The organism is Amycolatopsis coloradensis (assembly GCF_001953865.1).
GTDB classification, from domain to species: Bacteria; Actinomycetota; Actinomycetes; order Mycobacteriales; family Pseudonocardiaceae; genus Amycolatopsis; species Amycolatopsis coloradensis.
Genome location: NZ_MQUQ01000006.1, coordinates 14076 through 34735, shown reverse-complemented (window position 1 = coordinate 34735; position 20660 = coordinate 14076). Strand labels below are relative to the sequence as shown.

The window sequence follows — 20660 nt, the reverse complement described above, 5'->3', positions numbered from 1 at the left end:
CCTGGCCGCACGAAAGGATGCTTCGGTCCGTGAGAGACGCGGAGTTCGACGAACTCGACATCGCGATCGTGGACGCGGTGAGGTCGGCGCCGCGCGTGAGCTGGCGTGACCTGGCGCCCGTCATGGGGGTCAACGCGGCGACGATCCGCAGGCGCTGGTCGCGCATGCAGGCGGCGGGCGTCGTCTGGGTGACCGCTCATCCCGCGGGCGAGGTCGATCATCGGGTTCGTGGTCGTGCACCGGCGACGGAGGCACAGCGCGCCACGGCGATGGCCGACGAGAACGCTGACGGCTGGGTTCCAGTCGAAGCCGTGCTCGGCCGTCAGTTTGATGACGTTGAATCACGGCGAGGATGGTGCAGGGCGCGGTATCCGGGCAGCGGCGATGGCCTCAGCGCCGGCAGCAGGATCATGACGGGGACGTTGATCAGGAAGGCCGAGCCTCGCGTCCTCGGCCTGGGCGGAACGGGCTGAAGCAGCCTTCATCCGTAGCCACTTCCGTCCTCGAAGTTTGTCATTCAGGTCAGTGTCGTGCACGAGCTTACAGCGCGTATGGAGTTGAGCTTGTCCCGCCGAGATCGATTATCGCGATGACAGATCGGTGATCGGGTTACCCGGCATCACTGACAAGCAGGCTCGTATGCGAATAAGGTCTACGCTTGGTTTCACAGGTGCTGTCCGCTGCCCACACTATCGAGTGGAGGCCAGGTGCTGGTGGCTGACGCCTGTTGTGCTCGTGCTCGGAGACTCGCACTCTGTTATTTGGTAATCCATCGACCGCCAACTATCCCGAGGGAAATTCAGATGGCTAGCAGAACTGCGGATCCTGTTGACGTTGTTATCGAAGCGGAGTTCGACAAACTGGACCTCGACCACGACGGCCAACTCGAATGGTCGGACTACGAGACCCTCATCGATCGGTACCGGCAGACGGCCGGTGTGGGCGAAGACGACCGTCGGATCAGGGAACTCCGGGCTTTCTACCAAATGCACTGGATGGAGTTGCTGCGTCACGCCCAGGTCGAGGGGCATCACCTGTCGAAGGGCCAGTTCGTCGGCGCGACTCGCCTCGCCTCGTCCGATACGAGCCGGATCAACGTCGCTCAGGTCGGCGGCCACGTGATCTTCGATCTCGTCGATGCCGACGGCGATGGCGAGATCAGTCACGAAGAACTCGGGCGCTACCTCCAAGGCGTCTGGCAGATCGACCAGTCCGATGCGAATTTCAGCTTCGATGCGCTGGACGCCAACAAGGACGGCAGGATTTCGAGGGCCGAGTTCGTCGACGGAATTCAGGAAGTCCTGACACCGAACCGCTGACCGCGGCCAAACGGGTGGTGTTCAGTCTGGATGAGGTAACGGACTGTCCGGGTGCAACTGGTATTGCTGCTGGGCTGTGCCATTGACGTTCGTGTCGGCACGTACGTCCTCCGTCTCGAAGTGTTTCGTCGACGGTTGACGTACGTGCCGATTTGTGTTTCGGCCGGTCAGGCGGAAGTCACCAGCGCACGAGCAGCCGTTCGAGCCCGCCGACGACCAGGCCGTCCCGGATTGCCAGATCCGCGGGCGGTTCGGCGAGTTCGAGCGCGGGGAGCTTGCGCAGCAGTACCTCCAGCACCACGTTCAGTTCGAGCCGGGCGAGAGCCTGACCGACACAGCCGTGCGGTCCGACGCCGAACGCGAGGTGCGGGTTCGGGGTGCGAAGCAGGTCCATGCGGTCGGCACCGGCGAACGCGCCGTCGTCCCGGTTGGCCGCGCCCAGGCTGCACACGACCATTGTGCCGCCGGGAATCGTGCGGTCCGCGATCTGGACATCGGCGGAGAGGTAGCGTGGCACCCCGAAGCCGGGGTTGGCGTCGAAGCGCAGCACTTCTTCGACGGCGGTGCGGACCAAGCCGGGTTCGGCGTGCAGCCGCGCCCAGCCACCCGGTGCGGAGAGCAGCAGCGCGACCATCTTGCCGATCATGCCTGCCGTCGTCTCGTATCCGGCCACCAGCAGGCCCTGGCTGGTGCCGATGAGTATCTCTTCGGAGAGTCGTCCGTCGAATTCGTCGGTGAACCGGATGAATTCACTGATCAGGTCATCGCCAGGGGCGGCCCGTTTGGCGGCGATATGCGCCGCGAAGTACGCGCCGAACTCCGACTGCGCGGCATCGATCTCCGCTTGCGTGAACCGGGTCATGTTGAGCATGGTGTCCGACCAGTGCGCGAACCGGTCCCGGTCGCTGTCGGGCACCCCGAGCTGGTCGCAGATCACCCATCGGGGCAGCGGAAATCCCAATCCCCGCAACAGGTCGCCCGGTGCGCCATGCTCGATCATCGCGGTGACGAGCGACTCGGCCATCTTCTCGATCCGCGGCCGCATGGCCTGCACACGTTTCGGTGCGAAGGCCCTGCTGATGATTTGCCGCCAGCGATGGTGCAGGTCGTCCTCTGTCAGCTTGCCGCCGAAGACCCCACCGCCCTCGTTCACGGTGACACGCGCGGCGCCGTCACCATCGGGGTGCCGGGTGAAGCGAGGGTCCGAGAGCACCCGCCGGACGTCTTCGTACCGGGTGAGCAGGAGGGCTTCGTCCCCACTGGGCAAGCGCACCGGCGCCACCGGCTCGTCCGCCCGCAGGGCTGCCCATTCCGACGGCGGGCTGAGCGCGTCAGGCAGACGGAACGGGTAGGCGGGCACTTTTTCGGTCATGGACAACTCCCGACATCGACTCGGTTTTGGCCTGAGTCGGTTGGTCAATTCCGGTTACGGCTGAGTTCCACCAAAGATCGCATGAGGACGATAACGGGACGGCCGCGCCCGCGCACCTATGACGGCGACCAGGCAGGAGGATCACGGTGATCGCGGCCGGGAATGTAGCCCTGGTAGGTGAAACATGCGCACGGACGTCCGCGAGTGCGGGTTGTGAGAGACGCATCCGGCGAGCTCGCCGGCGTCACCTTGGCACCACTCTTGGTGTGAGGAAAGGGCTCGATCTCGTCACTTACAGTGCTATCCCGCAGACTCGGCTGGGCGTATCCGGCCGGAACACCCGATCTTGCGAAAAGTCCCGTAAGGGGTTGTTGTTTTGGTCGGTGAACTCATAAATGTAAGTGTTGATCAGTGGTGTCGAGGCCTGCTGCCGGGTCGGGTTCGACAAGGTGGCGGCGGCTGACGAATATTTCCGGCGACTGACCGTGTACTGAAGGGTGGAATCGGATGGATCGCGAACGCTGTGGGGAAGCTACGCACTCCGCCAGCCGCGGCGACGCCGATGCACCATCGCTCTGGAATACCTACAATTCGGGCAAGGCGCCCTCCGGGCTGGTGTCGGTCGACTCGGTGCGGCTCGGTGAGTTGCCGCGGGTGCGTGGGGTGGACGACGAACACGTGGATGCGCTGGCGAAACTGGATATCCGCCTGCCGCCGATCATCGTGCACCGGCCGACCATGCGGGTGATCGACGGTGCCCACCGGCTACGGGCCGCCGAACTCGGCGCCCGTGAGCACATCGAGGCACGGTTCTTCGACGGTGACGAGCACGACGCTTTCGTGCTCGCGGTGGAGGCGAACACGGCCAACGGCCTGCCGCTCTCACTGACCGACCGCAAAGTGGCGGCCGCACGGATCGTCCTGACCCACCCCGACCGATCGGACCGGTGGATCGCACAGGTCACCGGGCTGGCCGCGACCACTGTCGGTTCGATCCGCAAGTGTTCGAGTGTCGAGGACGCGCGGTCGAACACGCGGATCGGCAGGGATGGCAGGCTGCGCCCGTTGGACAGTTCGGAGGGCAGGCGGCTGGCCGGGGAACTCATGCTGGCCGACCCGAACAGGTCGCTGCGCGATATCGCCAAGGCGGCGGGCATCGCGCCGTCCACCGTGCTCGATGTGCGCAACCGGCTGGGTGTCGGCAAGGATCTGGTGCCCGCGCAACGGAAAAGCGCGTCGCGGACCGCGGCCCGCTCGGGGCAGCGTCTGGTGACCGACGGGGCCGCACCGGACCTGGACCCCGCGGCGATCATGCGGACCCTGCGCAAGGACCCGTCGCTGCGGTTCAGCGAGGCGGGCCGAGCGCTGCTGCGCTGGCTGGACGCGCATATCGTCGCCAGCCAGGCCACGGTGCCACCGGTGACCGGTATCCCGGGGCACTGTCTCCACACGATCGCGGATCTGGCCCGGCACAACGCCCGGTTCTGGGCGGCGTTCAGCGAGCAGGCCGACGAACTCGAACACAACGGCCCGCGGGTCGAACAGGCCCGGTGACCCGACGTCGCTCTGCGAACGACAGCCAGGTCGGGCTGTGCGGTATGCCCACGCCCGTCCCGAAGCCCAGATCGGACCACAACATGCGGCGCACTGATCCCGTTCGCACCGGTCACGCGGTGCTGATCACCGGCGGCTGCGGCTTCGTCGGCACGCACCTTGCCGCCTGCCTGGCGCGGCAGGGGCGGCGCGTGGTCGTCGCCGATCGGCTGGCCTGGCCGGACCGGCTGGTCGAGTCCGCCCGCATGGACGTCGCGTCCTTCGCGGGGTGCGTCGAACTCGTGCGCGCGGTGGAGCCGCACGTCGTGTTCCACCTGGCCGCGTCCTCGACGATCGACTCGGCGTTCAGCGACCCGCACGCTTCGCTGGTCACCAATATCGGCGGGACGATGAACATGCTCGAGGCGGTGCGGACCGTCCGCGGCGACCGGGCCAGGTTCGTGCTGGCCTCGACGGACAAGGTCTACGGGGAGCTGATCGGCGGGGCGTACATGGAAACATCGCCGCTCGACGCGCGTGGTGTCTACGACGTGGGCAAGATGTCCGCGGACAACCTGGTGCGGCTTTACGGTGACGAACTCGGCCTGCCGGTCACGACATTGCGGCTGTGCAACGTCTTCGGCCCAGGTGATCCGAACATCGCCTCGCGGATCGTGCCGCGGACGCTGAGCAGGCTCTTCGACGTGGCCGGGCCACTGCCGCCGGTGATCTACCAGGGATCGATGGCGCACGGTCGCGACTACGTCTACGTGACGGATGTGGTCCGGGCGCTCATGAAGGTGGCCTTCGACCCGCGGGCGCGCGGCGAGGTGTTCAACATGGCCCCGGCCGCGCACCGTACGACGCTCGATCTGGTGGAGGAACTGATCGAGCGGTCCGGGAAGGCCTGCGAACCGTATGACCGGGACTGGGCGGACGCCATTCGCAAGAACGGTTATGAGGTAGTCGCCGAGAGTGGGCTGCCCAGTGCGCTGGAAAAGCAGCACTGCGACGCGACGAAACTCGGCGCACTCGGTTTTTCCAATCAGGTCTCGATGTGCGAAGGACTGCGTCGCACCATTGTCTCGTTCCTGCCCTACTGACCTCGGCGAACATGCCGATCGCTTGTCACGCGGGGTCGGCGTGGCTACGTTCGGTACTACGCCACAGAACGGGCGGACGCAGGCTCCAGTCGCCGGTCACGTGATGCGTTTCCCTACGCCGCAAGGCTTTCGCAGACTTTCGCATTAAGGGAAGGCGGAGCACGTTGGATGTCCGACAGCTTCAGGTACGAGCCGGGAAGGCCGCCGAACGGGCGATCTCGAACCTGTACGGCAGGCAGCGGGAGGACGGCTCCTGGGTGGACCGGCTGTCTTCCTCCACCATCGCCACCGCACTCGGCGCGCTTTCGCTCAACCGCGCCGATCCGGCCGGCTGTCAGGACCGCGTCGACGCGGCCGTCCGGTGGTTGCGCGAACATCAGCGTGAGGACGGCGGCTGGGCGATGGCCGATGCCGAATGGCCGAGCAGCCCGGGGATGACCGCGTTCGCACTGGCTGCGCTGCACGAGGTCGACCCGGAGGTCTCGCACGGAGCGATCGGGCGTGCGCGGGTGTTCCTCGACGAGCATGACGCGGTGAACGTCATCCCCGGCTTGGCGGGCGAGGCGCCGAAGACCTGGCCCGCCGCGCTGCCGGTCATCTGGGGGCTGACCGGCTTGCGTGATTTCGCGCAGCAGCCGGACCTGCCGGTCGAGACGATCCTGGTGCCGCGCCGCTGGCGCAACAAGGTGTCCATCGCGCTGCCCGCCATTCTCGGCCTCGGCGTCATGCAGAGCCGGACGCTGAAGCGTGGCCTGCCTCGCAGGCTTCTCGGCCGGATCGCGGAGCCGAAGGCGCTTGACTGGCTGCGGGAGATCTCCGGCACCAACGGCGGCATCGAGGAGTGCCCGATGATCGCCGGTTTCGTCTACCTCGGCCTGAGGCAGGCGGGTGTCGGCATGGATCTGCAACTGGCGTCCCTGCACTACCTGCTGCAGACCCAGCGCGAGGATGGTTCGTGGGCCATCGACCGCGACCTGGAGATCTCGGTCACCGCCTACGCGATCATGGCGCTGCGCGAGTTCCAGGACGTGGCGAACGAGCCGCTGCTGCGGGGAACCCGGGAATGGTTGCTGCGCAACCAATGGAACAAGCCGTTCAGCCAGTTCGGCATACCGGCGGGTGGGTGGGGCTGGGCCAACCCTTCCGGCTGGCCGGAATCCGAGGACACCGCGGTCGTGCTCGGCGTCCTGGCCGACCTCGGCGTGCCCCGCGCGCACCCCTCGGTCCAGCTCGGCATCCAGTGGCTGCTGAAGATGCAGAACCGCGACGGATCATGGTCGGAGTGGGTACGGGACACCCACATCATGAACGACCGGCCGTGCCCCGGGGTCACCGCCCACGTCATCATGGCGCTGCACCGGTGGGGGCTGCCGGACTCGCCGGGCTCGGCTCTGGCGCGAGCGCTGAAGTACCTGTGCGGCAAGCAGGAGGACGACGGTTCGATCTCGTCGGTGTGGTTCCGCGACGACACCCACGGCACCAGCAGGCTGCTGGAGGCTTTCGTGGACAGCGGGAACGGCGGCGCGCCCGCGGCCGGGGCGGCCAGGAAGTGGTTGCTGGCCAACCAAGCCGGTGACGGGGGATGGCCGCTGAGGCACGAACTCCCACCGGAAGGCAGTACCGCCGAGGAGACCGCGTGGGCCTTGTTCGCGTTGCTGAAGGCCGATGAGGACCCGTACGGCCCGGCCGTCCTGCGGGCCGTGGAGTGGCTGGTGAACCATCAGGACGACCAGGGCACGTGGCGGCCCAGCACCGTCGGGCTGTACTTCGACGACCTTTGTTACACCGACGACCTGATAGCGCATACGTTCGCGCTGCGTGGCCTCGGCCGGTGGATCAAGGTGATCGGTCGCAGTGGCGGCAGCAGCGGTGACATCCCATGACGAATGTCCTTTCGCGACAGAGCTGGGCCGCGCTGCGCGCCTGGTTCGGAGCCTTTGTGCGCCCGCCCTCTCGGCGTGCGATGCCGCCGGGTCCGAGGCTGCCCGCGGTGGTGCAGACCCTGCTGTGGGCCGTGGCACCGGTGAAGTTCGGCAAGGCCTGCATGCGGCGCTACGGGTCGCTGTTCACCGTACGTATCCTCGGGTTCGGTGAGGTCGTCTACATCTGCGCCCCCACCGGTATCCGCCGGATCCTGCGCGACGACGCCGGTAATTTCGACGCGGCGGCGGCCAACGAGTCGATCAGGTTCGTGGTCGGTGGGTATTCACTGCTGATGGCCGACGGCGCGGCGCACACGAGCAGGCGCAAGGCGCTGACGCGGCCCCTGCACGGCGACAACGTCGCCGCCTACGTCGAGGTGATGGTCTCGATCGCGGAACAGGAGGTCCGGCGGTGGCGGGCAGGCCACCGGGTCCGGCTGCTGGGCAGCTTCCAGCGGGTGACCCTGGAGGTGATGATCCGGGCGGTCTTCGGTATCACCGGCTCGGCTCGGCTGAGCCGGCTGCGCGAGCTGGTGCCCCGCTTGCTGGACCTCGACCCGGTGATCATCCTGCTGCCTTCCGCGCGCCGGGACTTCGGCGGATTCGGCCCCTGGGCGGGGTTCCAGCGGCTGCTGCGCGAGGTCGACCGGATCATCTACGCGGAAATAGCCGATCGCCGCGCGCAGCTGACGGCGGACCCCGCGAGCGCGGGCGGCGATGTGCTCTCGATCCTGCTGGGCCGGGGCCAGGACAGGGAGAACATCACCGATACGGAGTTGCGCGACCACCTCGTCACCTTGCTGGCCGTCGGCCAGGAGACCACAGCCACCCAGCTGGCCTGGTTCTTCGAACGCGTGCTGCGCGCGCCCGGCGCGCTCCAGCGGGTCAGGGCCGCGGTCGACGGCGAGGATTGGAAGGTGCTCGACGCGGCGATCCACGAGGCGATCAGAACTCGGCCGGCCACCTTGGACATCGGCCGGATCGCGGTGCGGCCGTGGGAGTACGGCGGGTACCTCTTCCCGGCCGGGACGATGTTCGCGGTGTCGCTGGGCCTGCTGCACTCCTCGAGTGAACTGCACCCCGAACCCGAAATCTACTCGATCGAGCGGTTCTTCCCGGCTGAGCCGCCGAGCGCGCATTTCCTGCCCTTCGGCGGCGGCAGCCACCGGTGTCTCGGTGCGTCGCTGGCCATGGTCGAGATGCGCACCATCATCAGCACGATCCTGCGGCACGTCAGGCTGGAACTCGCCGCCACCGCACCGGAGCGGGTGATGGCCAAGGGGCCGATGCTCGTCCCGCGCCGGGGCGCGGAGGTCGTCGTCACCGAGAACCACTTGCTGTCCGGTGCCACGCCGGCCGGACCGGTCCGAGAGTGAGGCGCCCGCGGATGTCTGCCCAGCTCTTCCCGTTCCCGCGCGCGTCCAGATTGGAGATCGAACCGGAATACCGGGCCCTGCAACGACTGGAGCCGGTCAGCCGGGTGACTTTCCCCTATGGCGAGGAAGCCTGGCTGGTCACCCGCCACGCCGATGTCCGCACCGTGCTGACCGATCCGCGGTTCTCCCGTGCCGCCTCACAGCGGCGCGACGTCCCACGGGTCACCGAGGAGAACTTCTCCGGCGGCCTCGTCGCGATGGATCCGCCAGAGCACACGCGGGTCCGTTCGATCTGCCGTCACGCGTTCACCCGCCCCACCGTGGCGCGGTTGCGTGAACGCGCCACGGCGATCGCGACGGAACTGATCAAGGAGGCGCTGGCGGGCGAGACCTTCGACGGCGTCGAGGAGTTCGCTTTGCCGTTCACCCTGAAGATGATCTGCGAGATGCTCGGGGTGCCCTACGCCGATCGTGAGCACTTCCGGCTTTGGGCCGAGGCGGGCCTGGCGACCACGTCGATCTCCGAGGACGAGCGGTGGACCGCGACCGGGAAGATGTGGGACTACGTCGCGGCCTTGGTGGCCGAGCGGCGGCAGCGCCCGCGGGACGACCTGATCTCGGCCATGGTCGCGGTGCGGGCCGGGACCGGCGGCGTGACCGACGACGAGCTGGTGATCGTCGCGATGACCATCCTCGTCGCGGGCTATGAGACGACGTCCACCCAGCTGCCGAACTTCATGTACACGCTGCTGGAGGACGACGGCCGGTTTCGGGCACTGGCGGGCGACCCGTCGTCGATCCCGTCGGCGGTCGAGGAACTGATGCGCTATGTGCCCTTGGAGGCCAACGGTACGACCCCACGCTACGCGATCGAGGACGTGGTGCTCAGCGGAATCGTGATCGAGGCCGGGGCACCCGTCGTTCCCGCGTCCGTGATCGCCAACCGGGACCCGGACGTCTTCGCCGATCCGGACCGGCTGGACTTCGGCCGCGACCCCAATCCGCACCTCGGTTTCGGCGCCGGAGCCCATTTCTGCCTCGGCGCGCCGCTGGCACGGCTGGAACTGCGGGTGGCGCTGGAGGTGCTGACCTCAAGGGCACCGGGGCTGCGGCTGGCGCACGGACAAGACGCGATCGACTGGAAGACCGGGATGCTCGTGCGCGGCCCGTCCCGGCTGATGCTGACCGGCAGTGCCTGATCACGGCGCAGGAGGGGAGAAAGCGATGACAGCACCCGAATCTCTGTCCGGACCGGCACCTGCCGCGACCGTGACGTCCCGGGAACCACCGCCGGTGGAACGGTTCCGGCCCGCCGATCTGGACGAGCGGGACTGGCGCGACCTGCGCTCCACCTGCCCGGTGTCGCGGGCCACCGGGCCCGACGGCTCGCAGGTCTGGCTGGTCAGCCGCTACGAGGACATCCGCAAGGTGCTGGGCGGTCGGACATTCAGCGTCTCGCCGATCGACCAGGAGCACGGCGGTGGCACGGCGGAGGCCAACGAGTCGATCTTCCAGGATCCGCCCGCGCATACCCGGCTGCGCGGCCTGGTCGCCGGTCCTTTCGCGGTCGGTCAGGTCGGCCGCTACCGGGATTCCATCCGGGCCAAGGCCGATCAGCTACTCGGGCGGATGGGTGCCGCGTCCGGGCCTGCCGACGTGATGGAGGACTTCGCCAAACCACTGACCATGAACGTCATATCCGAGGTGGTCGGTGTGCCGGAGCCGGATCGGGCGATGTTCCAGCGGTTGTCCGATCAGTTGCTCGTGCCGCTCTCCGAGGCACAGGGAGCGGTGGCACTCGAGGGATGGAAACAGCTCAACGACTCTGTGCGCGACCTGATCGCGCGGCGGCGCCGCACGACCGGCCGGGAGGGTGATGACCTGCTCGCGCACATGATCCGGGCTCAGCAGGATCAGGGCGCGGTCGACGACGTCGAACTGGCCACCATGGTGCTCGGCCTGCCGGTCGCCGGCTACGTCAGCACGGCCAACGCGATCGCCGTGGCCGTGCGCTACCTGCTGGAGTTCGGGTGGCTGGCTCGGCTGCGCACCGCGCCGGACGGGCCGGAGCTGCGCGAGAAGTTCGTCGAGGAGGTGCTGCGCGTCCAGTCCGGTGACAACGGGGAGTCGATGCCGCGGTTCGCGGCCAAGGACATCCAGCTCGGCGGCGTCACCATCCACCAGGGAGACATGGTGGTGGCTCCGCTGGTGGCGGCGAACCGGGACGACGGACTGTTCGCCGACCCGGACACGTTCGATCCCCGGCGGCCGGGTCTGGTCAGGCATGTCGCGTTCGGCTTCGGCATCCACCGCTGTCTCGGCGCCAACCTGGCCCGGCTGGAACTGCAGGTCGCCATCGATGCGCTGGCCGGGTGCGGGCTCGATTTCCGGATGCTGGAGAAGTGGAAAGAGGTGCCCTGGAAGGTGAACATGCTCGGTGACCGGTTCCCGGAGCGGATGCTCGTCCACGTGAGTGGCCCGAACGGGGCCCGGTGATGAAAAGGCACGTCCTGTTCGCGTCCATTCCGGCCTGGGGGCATGTGTATCCGGTGCTGGCGGGCCTCGCCGAGCTGGTCCGGCGCGGTCACCGGGTGAGCTGCCTGGCGTCCGCGAGCTTCGCTTCCGAGATCGGCGAGGTCGCCGATACGGTGCCCTACGACTCGCCCATGGACTCCGCGCGGGTGGAGCTGTCCGATATGGACACTGTGCTTCCGTTGATGCTGAAAGAGACGCGAGCGTCCTACGCGGCGCTCGACCGTGTCGTCCGCGAGCACCGGCCGGACGTGATCGTGTCGGACGTGCTGGCGATGTCAGGATGGCTGCTGGGCCGGGCCCACGACATCCCGGTGGTCCGCACGTGGCCCGTCTTCGCGTCGAACTCGGAGTTCTCGCTGCACCAGGACTACGAGTCGCGGACCGACACCGACGAATCGATGGCCGTGTTCTTCGGTGACGTGTCGGCCTTCTTGCACGAGATCGGCCTGGCGGACGAGGTGTCACCGGAGCAGTTCTTCGACAATGAGGCCGACCGCAACATCGTGCTGTTCCCGCGTGAGGTGCAGCCGCGCGGCGAGACCTTCGATTCGCGGTTCATCTTCATCACGCCGTGCATCCGGCCGGCCGAGCAGTCGCCGGAACTGGTTTGGCTGAGCGATTCCACGCCGTTGGCCGTGGTCTCGCTCGGAACGGTGTTCAACGAGAAGATCGGGTTCTTCCGTACCTGCGTCGAGGGTGTCGAACGGCTGGGCTGGCACGTCGCCGCCGCGCTGGGGGACAAGGTTTCCCCGGCGGACGTCGGCCCGGTCTCCGACCGGGTGCTGCTGCGGGCCAGGCTGCCGATGATCGACGCGTTGCGGCACGCGTCGATCGCGATCACCCACGGTGGGCTGACCAGCACGATGGAGGCGCTGGCGCAGGGGATTCCGGTACTGATCGCGCCGCAGATCGGGGAGCAGCGCGGTGTCGCGGACAGCATCGAGGCACTCGGCCTCGGCGTGCGCTTGGACGAGCCGTTCACCGCGGACGAACTGGCGGACGTGGTGAAGCGGGTAGCCGACGACGCGGAGATGGCCGAGCGGCTGGCCCGGTTCGCGCGGCGGCTGCGTGGCGGGCGCGGTGGCGACGAGTTCGCCGACGCCGTCGAAGGGGTGTTCCCGGCATGACCGAAGCGAGAGAGACAGTGGACGTACGGCAGGAGCGAATGGCCGAACCGCTGGTGGACTACCCGTTCGCCCGCGATTCGATCATCGATCCCGCACCGGCACTGGCCCGGTTGCGGGAGGCCGCGCCGATCCGGAAGGTCCGGATGGCGGGCGGGGGAGAGGCGTGGCTCGTCACGCGATACCGGGACGTGCGCGAGGTACTGGGCAATCCCGCGTTCGGCACGCGATACCCCGGGATGATCCCCGCCGCGGACGAGGACAACCTCGCTGCCGGCTTCATGTTCCTCAAGGACCCGCCCGAGCACACCCGGTTGCGCCGCAGCGTGACCCGCGCGTTCACCGCCCGCCGCATCGCCGTCCTGCGCGAACGCGCGCAGGAGGTCGCCGACGGCCTGGTCACCACGATGCTGGCCAAGGGCGGAGTGGTGGACCTGCAGGAGGACTTCGCCTACCCGCTGCCGATCTCGATCATCTCCGAACTGCTGGGCGTCCGCGCCGCCGACCGCGGCCGGTTCCGTCGCTGGGCGGATATCGTGCTGCGCTCGGTCGGCGGCTCCGCACCGGACGCCGGGGCCGCGTTCGGTGACCTGCAACGGTTCGTCATCGAACTGGTCGGCTCCAAACCGGACGGTGACGACCTGCTCAGCGATCTGGTGCGCCGGTCCGACGGGCCGGACGGGCTGAACCGGCTGGAGATCTCCTCGATGGCGATGGGCCTGCTGATGGCCGGGTACGTCACCACCGCGGCCGCCATCTCGCACGGCCTGCTGCGACTTTTCGAGAACCCGGCGGTGCTGCACCTGCTGCGGGCCGGTGAACTGGAGATCGACGAGGTGGTCGAGGAATTGCTGCGTCTCCAGGATGAGGAGGTGGGCATCCAGCGGATCGCCCAGTCCGATGTGGACATCTGCGGCGTGCGGGTCACCGTGGGTGAGACCGTGATCGCTTCCCGGGTGGGCGCCAACCGGGACCCCGGCGCCTTCGCCAGTGCGGACGAGATCACTCCGGCCGTCGGTCGCAGCCCCCATCTGGCGTTCGGTCACGGTATCCATCATTGCCTGGGCGCCGCGCTCGGCCGGATGGAGCTGGCCGTCGCGCTGGGCACCCTGACGACCCGAATCCCGGACATCCGGCCCGCCGGTCCGCCGCACGAGGTGCGGTGGCAGGTGGAGGGCCTGGACGTGAGCATCGAGCGCCTCCCGGTCACCTGGTGACCGGACGGGTGCGGACAGATCGAATCGAAAGGTGATGGGTGAAGATGGGTAAGGCGATTCCCCGGTTGACGCGGCCCTACGACACCGCGGCGGCGGACGAGGCGTTCCGCGACGAGGGCGCGGTCGTGCTGTCGGCCGCGTACTCGAGCGAAGAGTGTGACACCTACGTCGCGCAGGTCCAGAGCTATCTCGCCGAACACCCGGAAGAGGCCGAGTACGCGGCGAACTCGTTGCTCGCCCAGTTCCAGGGCGACACCACGGTGACACTGCACCAGCTGATCGGCACCATTCCCTGCGTGCCGGACATGGTGCTGCACCGCGACATCGTCGACGCCGCCCGCCGGCTGCTGGCCCCGTTGTCGGACACGATCCTGCTGATCATCGCCGAGTACATGGGCCGCAAACCCGGCGCGCCTCGTCAGCAGATGCACCGTGACACGTTCTCGTGGCGCCACGCGCCGTACGGGGAGAACCCGATCGCACTCTCGGTGATGTGCGCGATGAGCGACTTCACCGCCGAGAACGGGGCGACCTGGGTCGTCCCCGGTGCCCATGGCGGCTCACCGCTCGAACCCCCGCCGGAGTGGAGCGAAGCGGTGCAGATCGAGATGGCGAAGGGCGACGCGCTGCTGTTCCGCCAGGACCTGTTCCACGCCGGTGGCGCGAACGACACCGAGTCGGACGAGCGGCATATCCTCTCGTTCGGGTTCCAGGTGGGCTGGTTACGCCAAGTGGAGAACAGCCTGCTGAGCGTCCCGCCGGAGAAGGTCGTGGAACTTCAGCCCGAACTACGGGAGCTGCTGGGCTACTCGCACGAGCTGGTCCTCGGCCTCTACAAGGGTGGGGACCCGAAGAACGCGCTGAAGATCTGACCGCGGTCGTGAGTGGCGGCACCCCTGTCGCTTGAAGTACAGGAAGGGGTCCTTCCTGTACTGGGGAAGGTGTGAAGGTCGCGTTTCTTCGGCGAGTCCTTCACGGACCCGCCTCGCCCGCCGTAGGCACCTAGAACACCCTTGGCCCTAACCCGAATCGCCACTCACGACCCCCTGGGGTTCGTACCGCCGGCGCATCAGCCGCCGGGCCAGCGCCGTCAGCAGTATCGAGGGCACGCCGACCACCAGGGCCAACTCGATCCGGCCGGCGGCCGCGATCAGGAACGTGCCGAGGATGATCCGCTCGACCACTACGATCTCGTGGGCCCGCAGGCTCACCGCCCGGTCGATCGGCCGCGGTGCGCGGATCACGCTGTACAGCGAGACCCAGCCCAGGACGATCGCGACGGTCAGCGGCACGTAATAGGCCACCGGATCGACCCGGTCACCGAGTACCACCGGGCAGAGCAGTGCCAGGACCACCCAGCCCACGTAGAACCGCACCAGGCCACGGACGGTCGCCTCGTCGCCGTACTTGACGGGGTAGGTGAGGTAGCCGCCCCGGCGGTCCCCGTCCCGGTCGCACAGGGCGCCGAGCAGGTTCGACCCGGAATCGTGGACCCAGAACATCAGCGACAAGGCGGCGAGTTGCGGGGCGGGCAGCGGCTGCACCGTCATCGAGCCGTAGAGCACCGTCAACGCGCTGGGCAGGCCGCGGCTGGCGTTTCCCCACAGTCCTTTTCCTTTCAGCCACCGCGCATACGCGATGCCGAATACCGTCGCGGGTATCGCGAGCAGCACGGTCAGCGGGTTGACCACGACCGCGAGTACCATTCCCGCGCCGATGAGAAAGACCATCGCGTTGCGTGCGGTGACCGGCCGGATCCGGCCGGACGGTATCGGCCGGTGGGGTTTCGTGAGGCCGTCGAGCTCACGATCGAAATAGTCGCCGCCGTACAGCGAAGCGATCCACGCGAGTGTCGGGACGAACCAGGCAAGAAACAACAGACCGGCGGGCGCGTCCGGCCTGGTGAGAATCGCCCCGCTCAATCCGATCGTGCCTGCGTAGAACATGGTGTCGGGGCGGCATGCCTCGACGTGGGCGAGTAGTCGAATCCGGATCGACTTGGCATCTTGCATGATCCCGAAAGTAGCAAGAATCGCTATTGTTCCGGCCGTACGGACACGAACTGGGCAGCCGGTGAAGGGAGAACGCTGATGATTCGTTCCGTCAATGTGATCGGCGCCGGAATAGCGGGGCTGGCCACCGCGGTGGCGCTGGCTGGCAGGGGCTGGGCCGTGCGTGTCTTCGAGCGCGGCCCGGAGCTGCGCGCCACCGGCGGCGGTATCGGCATCACCCCCAACGGGATGCTGGCCCTCGACGCGATCGGCGTAGGCGACGCCGTGCGGGCCCGCGCCGTGGTTCAGCACGAGGGCGGGGTGCGGGTCCCCGGTGGCCGGTGGATCGCGCGCAGCGGTCTGCGCTTCGTGGAAGAGCGGTACGGCGAGCCGATTCGCGCGTTGCCCCGGCTGGATCTGGTCAAGGCACTCGCGGACGCCCTGCCGCCCGGCGCGGTCCGGTTCGGGGCGTGCGCCGAGCCCGCCGGTGCGGGTGACGCGCGTACGCCCGCCACGATCCGGGTGGGCGGCACCGAACTGGTGTCGGACGTGGTGGTCGCCGCCGACGGCATCCGTTCGGCGGCCCGGCACGCCCTGCACCCCGGGCACCCCGGGCTGCGCTCAACCGGATGCGTGAGCTGGCGCTGTGTGGTGCCCGCTGACGGGCTGAGCCTTGCGGCGGCGGAGACCTGGGGGCCGGGCCTGCGGTTCTCGATCCTGCCACTGCCCGGCGGGCGCGTGCACTTCTCCGCGCTAGCAAGGATGACCGGCCGTCGCCGGGTGGTGGGCGCCGACGGCCCGGTGCCGCTTTTCGGGAGCTGGCACGACCCGATTCCGCGGCTGCTGGAGCGCTCGGCGCCGGAGGTGTTGTTCTTCGACCGGATCGAGGAACTGGTGTGCCCGGTGGACAGCTTCTTCGCCGGCCGTGTGGTCTTGGTCGGCGACGCGGCGCACCCGATGACGCCCAACGTCGGCTCGGCGAATCTCGCGTTGGAGGACGCTGTCGAACTCGCGCACGCCATCGGTCCTGCCCGCTCGTGGGACGAACTGCGGTCCGGCCTCGCCGCCTACGACGCGAGCAGGCGGCCGCGCACGTCCCGGCTGAGCCGGATGTCGCGCTGGATGGGGCGGTTCGCCGAGCTGTCCTCGCCGGTGGCGATCGCGGCCCGCAACAGCGGCGTATGGCTCGGCGGGTTCTTGCCGGAGGCGGCTTCCCGGCGCTCGATGGACGCCATGGTCCGGTGGGTGCCGCCCGGCGGCTGATCGGGCCCGGCGTTCGCGCCCGCGATATTGCGCCTTTTCCGCAGGACTGTTTGAATCGCCGTGCCGGTCGGAAAATTCCGATGCGAAGACGGGACAGTATGGAAACGCGAGATTTCGAGCTGCTCATCGGTCAGAACATCATCGACAAGTACCATTCGGATTCGGGCAGGCCGGATGTGTTCGAATTGGTCGGCCTGGAGTGGGATCTGCTCGATGACGTCTGGCCGCCATCCTATTCTCCTGGCGGCGAGCTGTTCGCCGACCTGATTCCGTTCGCGAGTATGTCCTCATTTCTGGAGATGGGATGCGGCACCGGCATCATGTCGGTGCTCGCGGCACGTGCTGGGGTCGAGCGGGTGATCGGGCTGGACATCAACCCGGCGGCCGTCCGGAATACCGGGATGAACGCCGAGCGGCATGGTGTCGCCGACCGGGTCACCGCCAGGGAAAGCGACCTGTATTCGGCGGTCGGGCCGGACGAGCGATTCGATGGGCTCTACTGGAATCCGCCGTTCTTGAACGCGCCGGAAGACCGGGTGGACACCTCGATCTGGCACGAGACGATGTTCGACCCGGAGTACGCCAAGATGCGCCGGTTCCTTTCCGAAGGCCGCGAGCTGCTGACCACGCGGGGCCGGGCCTACCTGTGGTTCGGTGAGGCGCTGGGCAACCCGGCACTGGTCGGCGACCTGGCCGAGGAGACCGGCTACGAACTCGACGTACTCAAGAAGATCGAGATGTCGGAGATCCCCGACGCGCTGGCCGACGCGTTCCCCGCGGACCTGGTCGGCGGAGAGGGCGGACAGCACGCGGCATGGCACCTGCACTTGCTGGAGTTGAGCCCCCGGTAACGGGACCATGAACCGGCACAAGGGGGTATCACCAATGAGGGAACGGCCGCTTCGAGTCTGGCTGGTGCAGCAGGGTGTCTGGGCGATGTCGCTCGAATCGATGCCACTGGCCTCCGGCTATCTGAAGGCGACCGCGCTGCGGGACGAACGCATCGCGGCCGCCATGGAGATCGAAATCCACAACTTCGACGGCGGTGCCACGCTGTTCGGCATGGCCAACGAACTGTTCGCCACCGGCGCACCGGACGTAGTGGCGTTCTCCGTGCTCGGCTGGAACTATCAGGAATTCGCCGCGCTGACCGAGACGTTCAAACAGATCAACCCGGACGGCTGGGCGGTCTTCGGTGGCAACCACGTCTCCCAGCAGGCCAAGCGAGTGTTCGGCATGCATCCCTCTGTGGATGTCGTGGTCAACGGCGAGGGCGAGTTCACCTTCCGGGATCTGCTACTGGCCCGCCTTGACCAGGAATCGGTGCGGTCGCTGCACGGCATCGACGGCATCTCGTTCCGGAATGACGCCGGTGAAGTGGTGACCACAAAGGACAGACAGCGGATCGAAAACCTCGACGAGATCCCGTCGCCGTTCCTCACCGGCGCGATTCCGTTGACGGACAAGGACGGCAGGTTCCCCTACGACGTCGCACTGCTGGAGACCAACCGCGGCTGTCCTTACAAATGCTCCTTCTGTTACTGGGGCGGCGCCGTGGGACAGCAGGTGCGTAGGTTCTCCCGTGAGCGGTTGCGTGGGGAGATCGAACTCTTCGCTCAGCACAAAGTGCACACGCTGGTGTTATGCGACGCCAACTTCGGGATGATGCCGAGCGATCTCGAGTTCGTCGAGGACGTCATCGCGATGCGCGAGAAGTACGGCCATCCGCGGAGCATCGAGGCTTCCTGGGCGAAGAACAAGTCCGCGACGTTCCACAAGATCGTCAAGCTGATGAAGGACGCGGGCCTGCACAGCTCGTTCACCCTCGCGCTGCAGACACTGGACGACGACACGCTGGACCTGATGGCTCGGCGCAATATGAAGGTCAACGACTGGGAGAGCCTGGCGGAATGGCTCGGCAAAGAAGGCTTGGACTGTTACGCCGAGCTGATCTGGGGCGCTCCCGGCGAGACGGTCGAGACCTTCATGAAGGGCTACGACCGGTTGGCCAATCACGTATCGCGGGTCGCGGTGTACCCGATGCTGATCCTGCCGAACACCACCTACCATACCGATCGCAAACGGTTCGGGCTGGTGACCGTGCGCGGCAACACCGACGACTTCGAGTACCTGCTTTCACACGACACGATGTCGCCGCGGGACAACCAGTACATGCACCGGTTCATCTTCGTTTCGCGGCTGATCGCCGAGAACCCGGTTTTCCGCTATCTCTGGGGCCCGATGCGCACCCTTGGCGGGATCACCCAGTCCGAGCTGATCCGGTCACTGATGGACTTCTTCGAGAACGACGCGCACCCGGGCACGGAACCGTTCCGCGCCGGAATGGTCAACTCGTTCACCGATTCCGATGTGCTGGCTCCCGTGATGACCCGGCTTTACGGCAGCGACGAGGCCAAGGACATGCTGTGTCGCTGGTGGGACGAGTCGGTGATACCGCTCGTGCCCGAGAGTGTACGTTCTATTGTGGACACCATCTTCCGGTTCGACCTGCTCACCCTGCCCGCCTACACCATCCCGGGCCGCGACCCCTCGACCAGGTTCGCCAACGAGACACTGCCCGAAGTGCAGATCGACGGCGACGGATATTACGTGTGGCGTGACATCTGGAACGGGTTCGACGTGCCGGCTTTCACGCTGGCGTTGCTCCGCGAGGAGCCCTGCGAACAACTGCTCACCGAGACGGTCAGCTCCGTCTACTACAAGGTCGGCGCTGACCGCTTCCTCCCGTCCACCAATCACGAGGAAATCATCTACTACATGGGACGGCTCGAAACACAGCTGGTACGACCGCGACGCGGGCGGCTGTCCGGTCGTACCCAGCAGGGAGGGAAACGATGACCGGTTATGTGACGGTGGACGAGACGGCGAGCGGCGCGGAGTCCCCGGACTGGTCACCGGGTGCCGGTACGCCCGCTCTGCTGGTCGAAAGGATCAGTGACCGGCTGGCAAAGCGCTGGCAGGCCGAGACGAGCCTGCTCGGCGAGATGTGCGTGCACGCGCTCGTGCCGTCCGGCAAGCTGTTCCGGCCGATCCTGCTGCTGGAATCGGCACTGGCCGTCGGCGGTGACGCCGAGGTGGTCCTGCCCGCGGCGATCGGCGCGGAATGCGGGCACGTGGCGAGCCTGGTGCACGACGACATCATCGACAACGACGACCTGCGCCGCGGCCGGCCTTCGGTGCAGTACAAGTTCGGCGCGGACAACGCGATCGTCACCGGGGACGCGCTGATCTTCGACCTGTTCGCAGGACTGGCCGAATGCCGCGGCACGGGCGCTCGGGCCGACCGGATCGTGGCGGCGCTCGACGTGGTCGCCCGGTGCGGTATCGACCTGTGCCGTGGTCAGAGCCTCGAGGCGGAACTGTGTGAACGGATGGACTTCGACCTCGGTACCTACCTGACCGTGGTGAGACTGAAGACGGCCACGCTGTTCAAGAGCGCGTGCGAGTGCGGAGCGCTCCTGGCCGGTGGCGACGAGACGATGGTGCGGACCTTGGGCGCCTATGCCGAGAACCTGGGGTGCGCCTTCCAGATCCACGACGATGTGATGTCGTACACGCGGAAAACCGGCGTGATGGGCAAACCCGACACCAGCGACATCCGCAACGGCCGGGTGACGTTGCCGGTGATCCTGGCCTACCAGACCGGCACACCTGACGACCGCGCGGACATCACGGAAATGCTAGTCGGCGACGGAGATCCGGCCATCAGAAGAGACATGCTCGTGACCATTTTGGACCGTACCGGCGCACTGGCCGCCGCCAGTGGACTGGCCAGGGAGTATTCGGAGAACGCTATTGCCACAGTGAACGGGTTGCCGGTCACCGCCAGCCGTGGCCGGTTGTGCGGCTTCGCGCAGGCGGCCATCGACAGAGACCGCTGAACT

At 67.4% G+C, this 20660-nt stretch carries 17 protein-coding genes; 15 read left to right on the top strand and 2 right to left on the bottom strand.

Features of this window, described 5'->3' with window-relative positions; genetic code table 11:
• The first annotated feature begins 29 nt into the window (after positions 1 to 29).
• Positions 30 to 473, top strand: a complete 444-nt coding sequence (locus BS329_RS43335) for an AsnC family protein (protein ID WP_158075777.1) — start codon at positions 30 to 32, stop codon at positions 471 to 473.
• Positions 474 to 707: 234 nt separating this feature from the next.
• Positions 708 to 1319 carry an EF-hand domain-containing protein gene (locus tag BS329_RS13705; protein ID WP_143253017.1) on the top strand — a complete coding sequence of 204 codons (612 nt, stop codon included), beginning with the start codon at positions 708 to 710 and terminating at the stop codon, positions 1317 to 1319.
• 178 nt (positions 1320 to 1497) lie between these two features.
• On the opposite strand, the gene BS329_RS13700 is transcribed toward BS329_RS13705, so the two are convergent.
• A complete protein-coding gene (locus tag BS329_RS13700; RefSeq protein ID WP_143253016.1) occupies positions 1498 to 2691 on the bottom strand; it encodes a cytochrome P450 in 1194 nt (397 codons plus the stop codon).
• 615 nt (positions 2692 to 3306) lie between these two features.
• Between BS329_RS13700 and BS329_RS13695 the strand changes: the two genes are divergently transcribed.
• The 9 genes from BS329_RS13695 to BS329_RS13655 all read left to right on the top strand — a co-directional run bounded on the left by BS329_RS13695 (position 3307) and on the right by BS329_RS13655 (position 14373).
• Entirely contained in the window at positions 3307 to 4245 is a 939-nt protein-coding gene (locus BS329_RS13695; protein ID WP_244197140.1) for a ParB/RepB/Spo0J family partition protein, read from the top strand.
• A gap of 83 nt (positions 4246 to 4328) precedes the next feature.
• Positions 4329 to 5327 carry an NAD-dependent epimerase/dehydratase family protein gene (locus BS329_RS13690; protein ID WP_076160367.1) on the top strand — a complete coding sequence of 333 codons (999 nt, stop codon included), beginning with the start codon at positions 4329 to 4331 and terminating at the stop codon, positions 5325 to 5327.
• A gap of 164 nt (positions 5328 to 5491) precedes the next feature.
• Positions 5492 to 7210 carry a prenyltransferase/squalene oxidase repeat-containing protein gene (locus tag BS329_RS13685; RefSeq protein ID WP_076160365.1) on the top strand — a complete coding sequence of 573 codons (1719 nt, stop codon included), beginning with the start codon at positions 5492 to 5494 and terminating at the stop codon, positions 7208 to 7210.
• Positions 7207 to 8625 (top strand): cytochrome P450, encoded by a 1419-nt coding sequence (locus BS329_RS13680; RefSeq protein WP_084749655.1) that lies wholly within the window; start codon positions 7207 to 7209, stop codon positions 8623 to 8625. Before BS329_RS13685 ends, BS329_RS13680 begins: the two co-directional genes overlap by 4 nt.
• An 11-nt stretch (positions 8626 to 8636) precedes the next feature.
• Positions 8637 to 9824 (top strand): cytochrome P450, encoded by a 1188-nt coding sequence (locus BS329_RS13675; protein WP_076160360.1) that lies wholly within the window; start codon positions 8637 to 8639, stop codon positions 9822 to 9824.
• Positions 9825 to 9849: 25 nt separating this feature from the next.
• Positions 9850 to 11121 carry a cytochrome P450 gene (locus BS329_RS13670; protein ID WP_084749653.1) on the top strand — a complete coding sequence of 424 codons (1272 nt, stop codon included), beginning with the start codon at positions 9850 to 9852 and terminating at the stop codon, positions 11119 to 11121.
• The gene (locus tag BS329_RS13665; RefSeq protein ID WP_076160354.1) at positions 11121 to 12287 is read left to right on the top strand and encodes a macrolide family glycosyltransferase; all 1167 of its coding nucleotides are present in this window, start codon (positions 11121 to 11123) and stop codon (positions 12285 to 12287) included. The genes BS329_RS13670 and BS329_RS13665 overlap by 1 nt, the downstream gene beginning before the upstream one ends.
• Positions 12284 to 13501: a cytochrome P450 gene (locus BS329_RS13660; RefSeq protein WP_084749650.1), complete on the top strand. Its 1218-nt coding sequence runs from the start codon at positions 12284 to 12286 to the stop codon at positions 13499 to 13501. The genes BS329_RS13665 and BS329_RS13660 overlap by 4 nt, the downstream gene beginning before the upstream one ends.
• Before the next feature lie 44 nt (positions 13502 to 13545).
• Positions 13546 to 14373, top strand: coding sequence for a phytanoyl-CoA dioxygenase family protein (locus BS329_RS13655; protein ID WP_244197165.1), 828 nt, complete (start codon positions 13546 to 13548; stop codon positions 14371 to 14373).
• 147 nt (positions 14374 to 14520) lie between these two features.
• On the opposite strand, the gene BS329_RS13650 is transcribed toward BS329_RS13655, so the two are convergent.
• Positions 14521 to 15513: a UbiA family prenyltransferase gene (locus BS329_RS13650; RefSeq protein WP_084749647.1), complete on the bottom strand. Its 993-nt coding sequence runs from the start codon at positions 15511 to 15513 to the stop codon at positions 14521 to 14523.
• 78 nt (positions 15514 to 15591) lie between these two features.
• On the opposite strand from BS329_RS13650, the gene BS329_RS13645 reads away from it, so the two are divergent.
• The 4 genes from BS329_RS13645 to BS329_RS13630 all read left to right on the top strand — a co-directional run bounded on the left by BS329_RS13645 (position 15592) and on the right by BS329_RS13630 (position 20657).
• Positions 15592 to 16755: an FAD-dependent oxidoreductase gene (locus BS329_RS13645; RefSeq protein ID WP_076160345.1), complete on the top strand. Its 1164-nt coding sequence runs from the start codon at positions 15592 to 15594 to the stop codon at positions 16753 to 16755.
• Between the two features lie 98 nt (positions 16756 to 16853).
• Positions 16854 to 17606, top strand: a complete 753-nt coding sequence (locus tag BS329_RS13640; RefSeq protein ID WP_076160343.1) for a methyltransferase — start codon at positions 16854 to 16856, stop codon at positions 17604 to 17606.
• 34 nt (positions 17607 to 17640) lie between these two features.
• A complete protein-coding gene (locus BS329_RS13635) occupies positions 17641 to 19614 on the top strand; it encodes a KedN5 family methylcobalamin-dependent radical SAM C-methyltransferase (RefSeq protein WP_076160341.1) in 1974 nt (657 codons plus the stop codon).
• Complete coding sequence (locus tag BS329_RS13630; RefSeq protein ID WP_084749643.1) at positions 19611 to 20657, top strand: polyprenyl synthetase family protein; 1047 nt, start codon at positions 19611 to 19613, stop codon at positions 20655 to 20657. The genes BS329_RS13635 and BS329_RS13630 overlap by 4 nt, the downstream gene beginning before the upstream one ends.
• Positions 20658 to 20660 lie beyond the last annotated feature (3 nt).

Excerpts from the sequence above, each read along its gene's own strand:
- BS329_RS13650 (WP_084749647.1), bottom strand. The coding sequence starts at position 15,513 with ATGCAAGATGCCAAGTCGATCCGGATTCGACTACTCGCCCACGTCGAG.
- BS329_RS13640 (WP_076160343.1), top strand. The coding sequence starts at position 16,854 with ATGGAAACGCGAGATTTCGAGCTGCTCATCGGTCAGAACATCATCGAC.
- BS329_RS13660 (WP_084749650.1), top strand. The coding sequence starts at position 12,284 with ATGACCGAAGCGAGAGAGACAGTGGACGTACGGCAGGAGCGAATGGCC.
- BS329_RS13630 (WP_084749643.1), top strand. The coding sequence starts at position 19,611 with ATGACCGGTTATGTGACGGTGGACGAGACGGCGAGCGGCGCGGAGTCC.
- BS329_RS13700 (WP_143253016.1), bottom strand. The coding sequence starts at position 2,691 with ATGACCGAAAAAGTGCCCGCCTACCCGTTCCGTCTGCCTGACGCGCTC.
- BS329_RS13635 (WP_076160341.1), top strand. The coding sequence starts at position 17,641 with ATGAGGGAACGGCCGCTTCGAGTCTGGCTGGTGCAGCAGGGTGTCTGG.
- BS329_RS13655 (WP_244197165.1), top strand. The coding sequence starts at position 13,546 with ATGGGTAAGGCGATTCCCCGGTTGACGCGGCCCTACGACACCGCGGCG.
- BS329_RS13680 (WP_084749655.1), top strand. The coding sequence starts at position 7,207 with ATGACGAATGTCCTTTCGCGACAGAGCTGGGCCGCGCTGCGCGCCTGG.
- BS329_RS13690 (WP_076160367.1), top strand. The coding sequence starts at position 4,329 with ATGCGGCGCACTGATCCCGTTCGCACCGGTCACGCGGTGCTGATCACC.
- BS329_RS13675 (WP_076160360.1), top strand. The coding sequence starts at position 8,637 with ATGTCTGCCCAGCTCTTCCCGTTCCCGCGCGCGTCCAGATTGGAGATC.
- BS329_RS13645 (WP_076160345.1), top strand. The coding sequence starts at position 15,592 with ATGATTCGTTCCGTCAATGTGATCGGCGCCGGAATAGCGGGGCTGGCC.
- BS329_RS13670 (WP_084749653.1), top strand. The coding sequence starts at position 9,850 with ATGACAGCACCCGAATCTCTGTCCGGACCGGCACCTGCCGCGACCGTG.
- BS329_RS13665 (WP_076160354.1), top strand. The coding sequence starts at position 11,121 with ATGAAAAGGCACGTCCTGTTCGCGTCCATTCCGGCCTGGGGGCATGTG.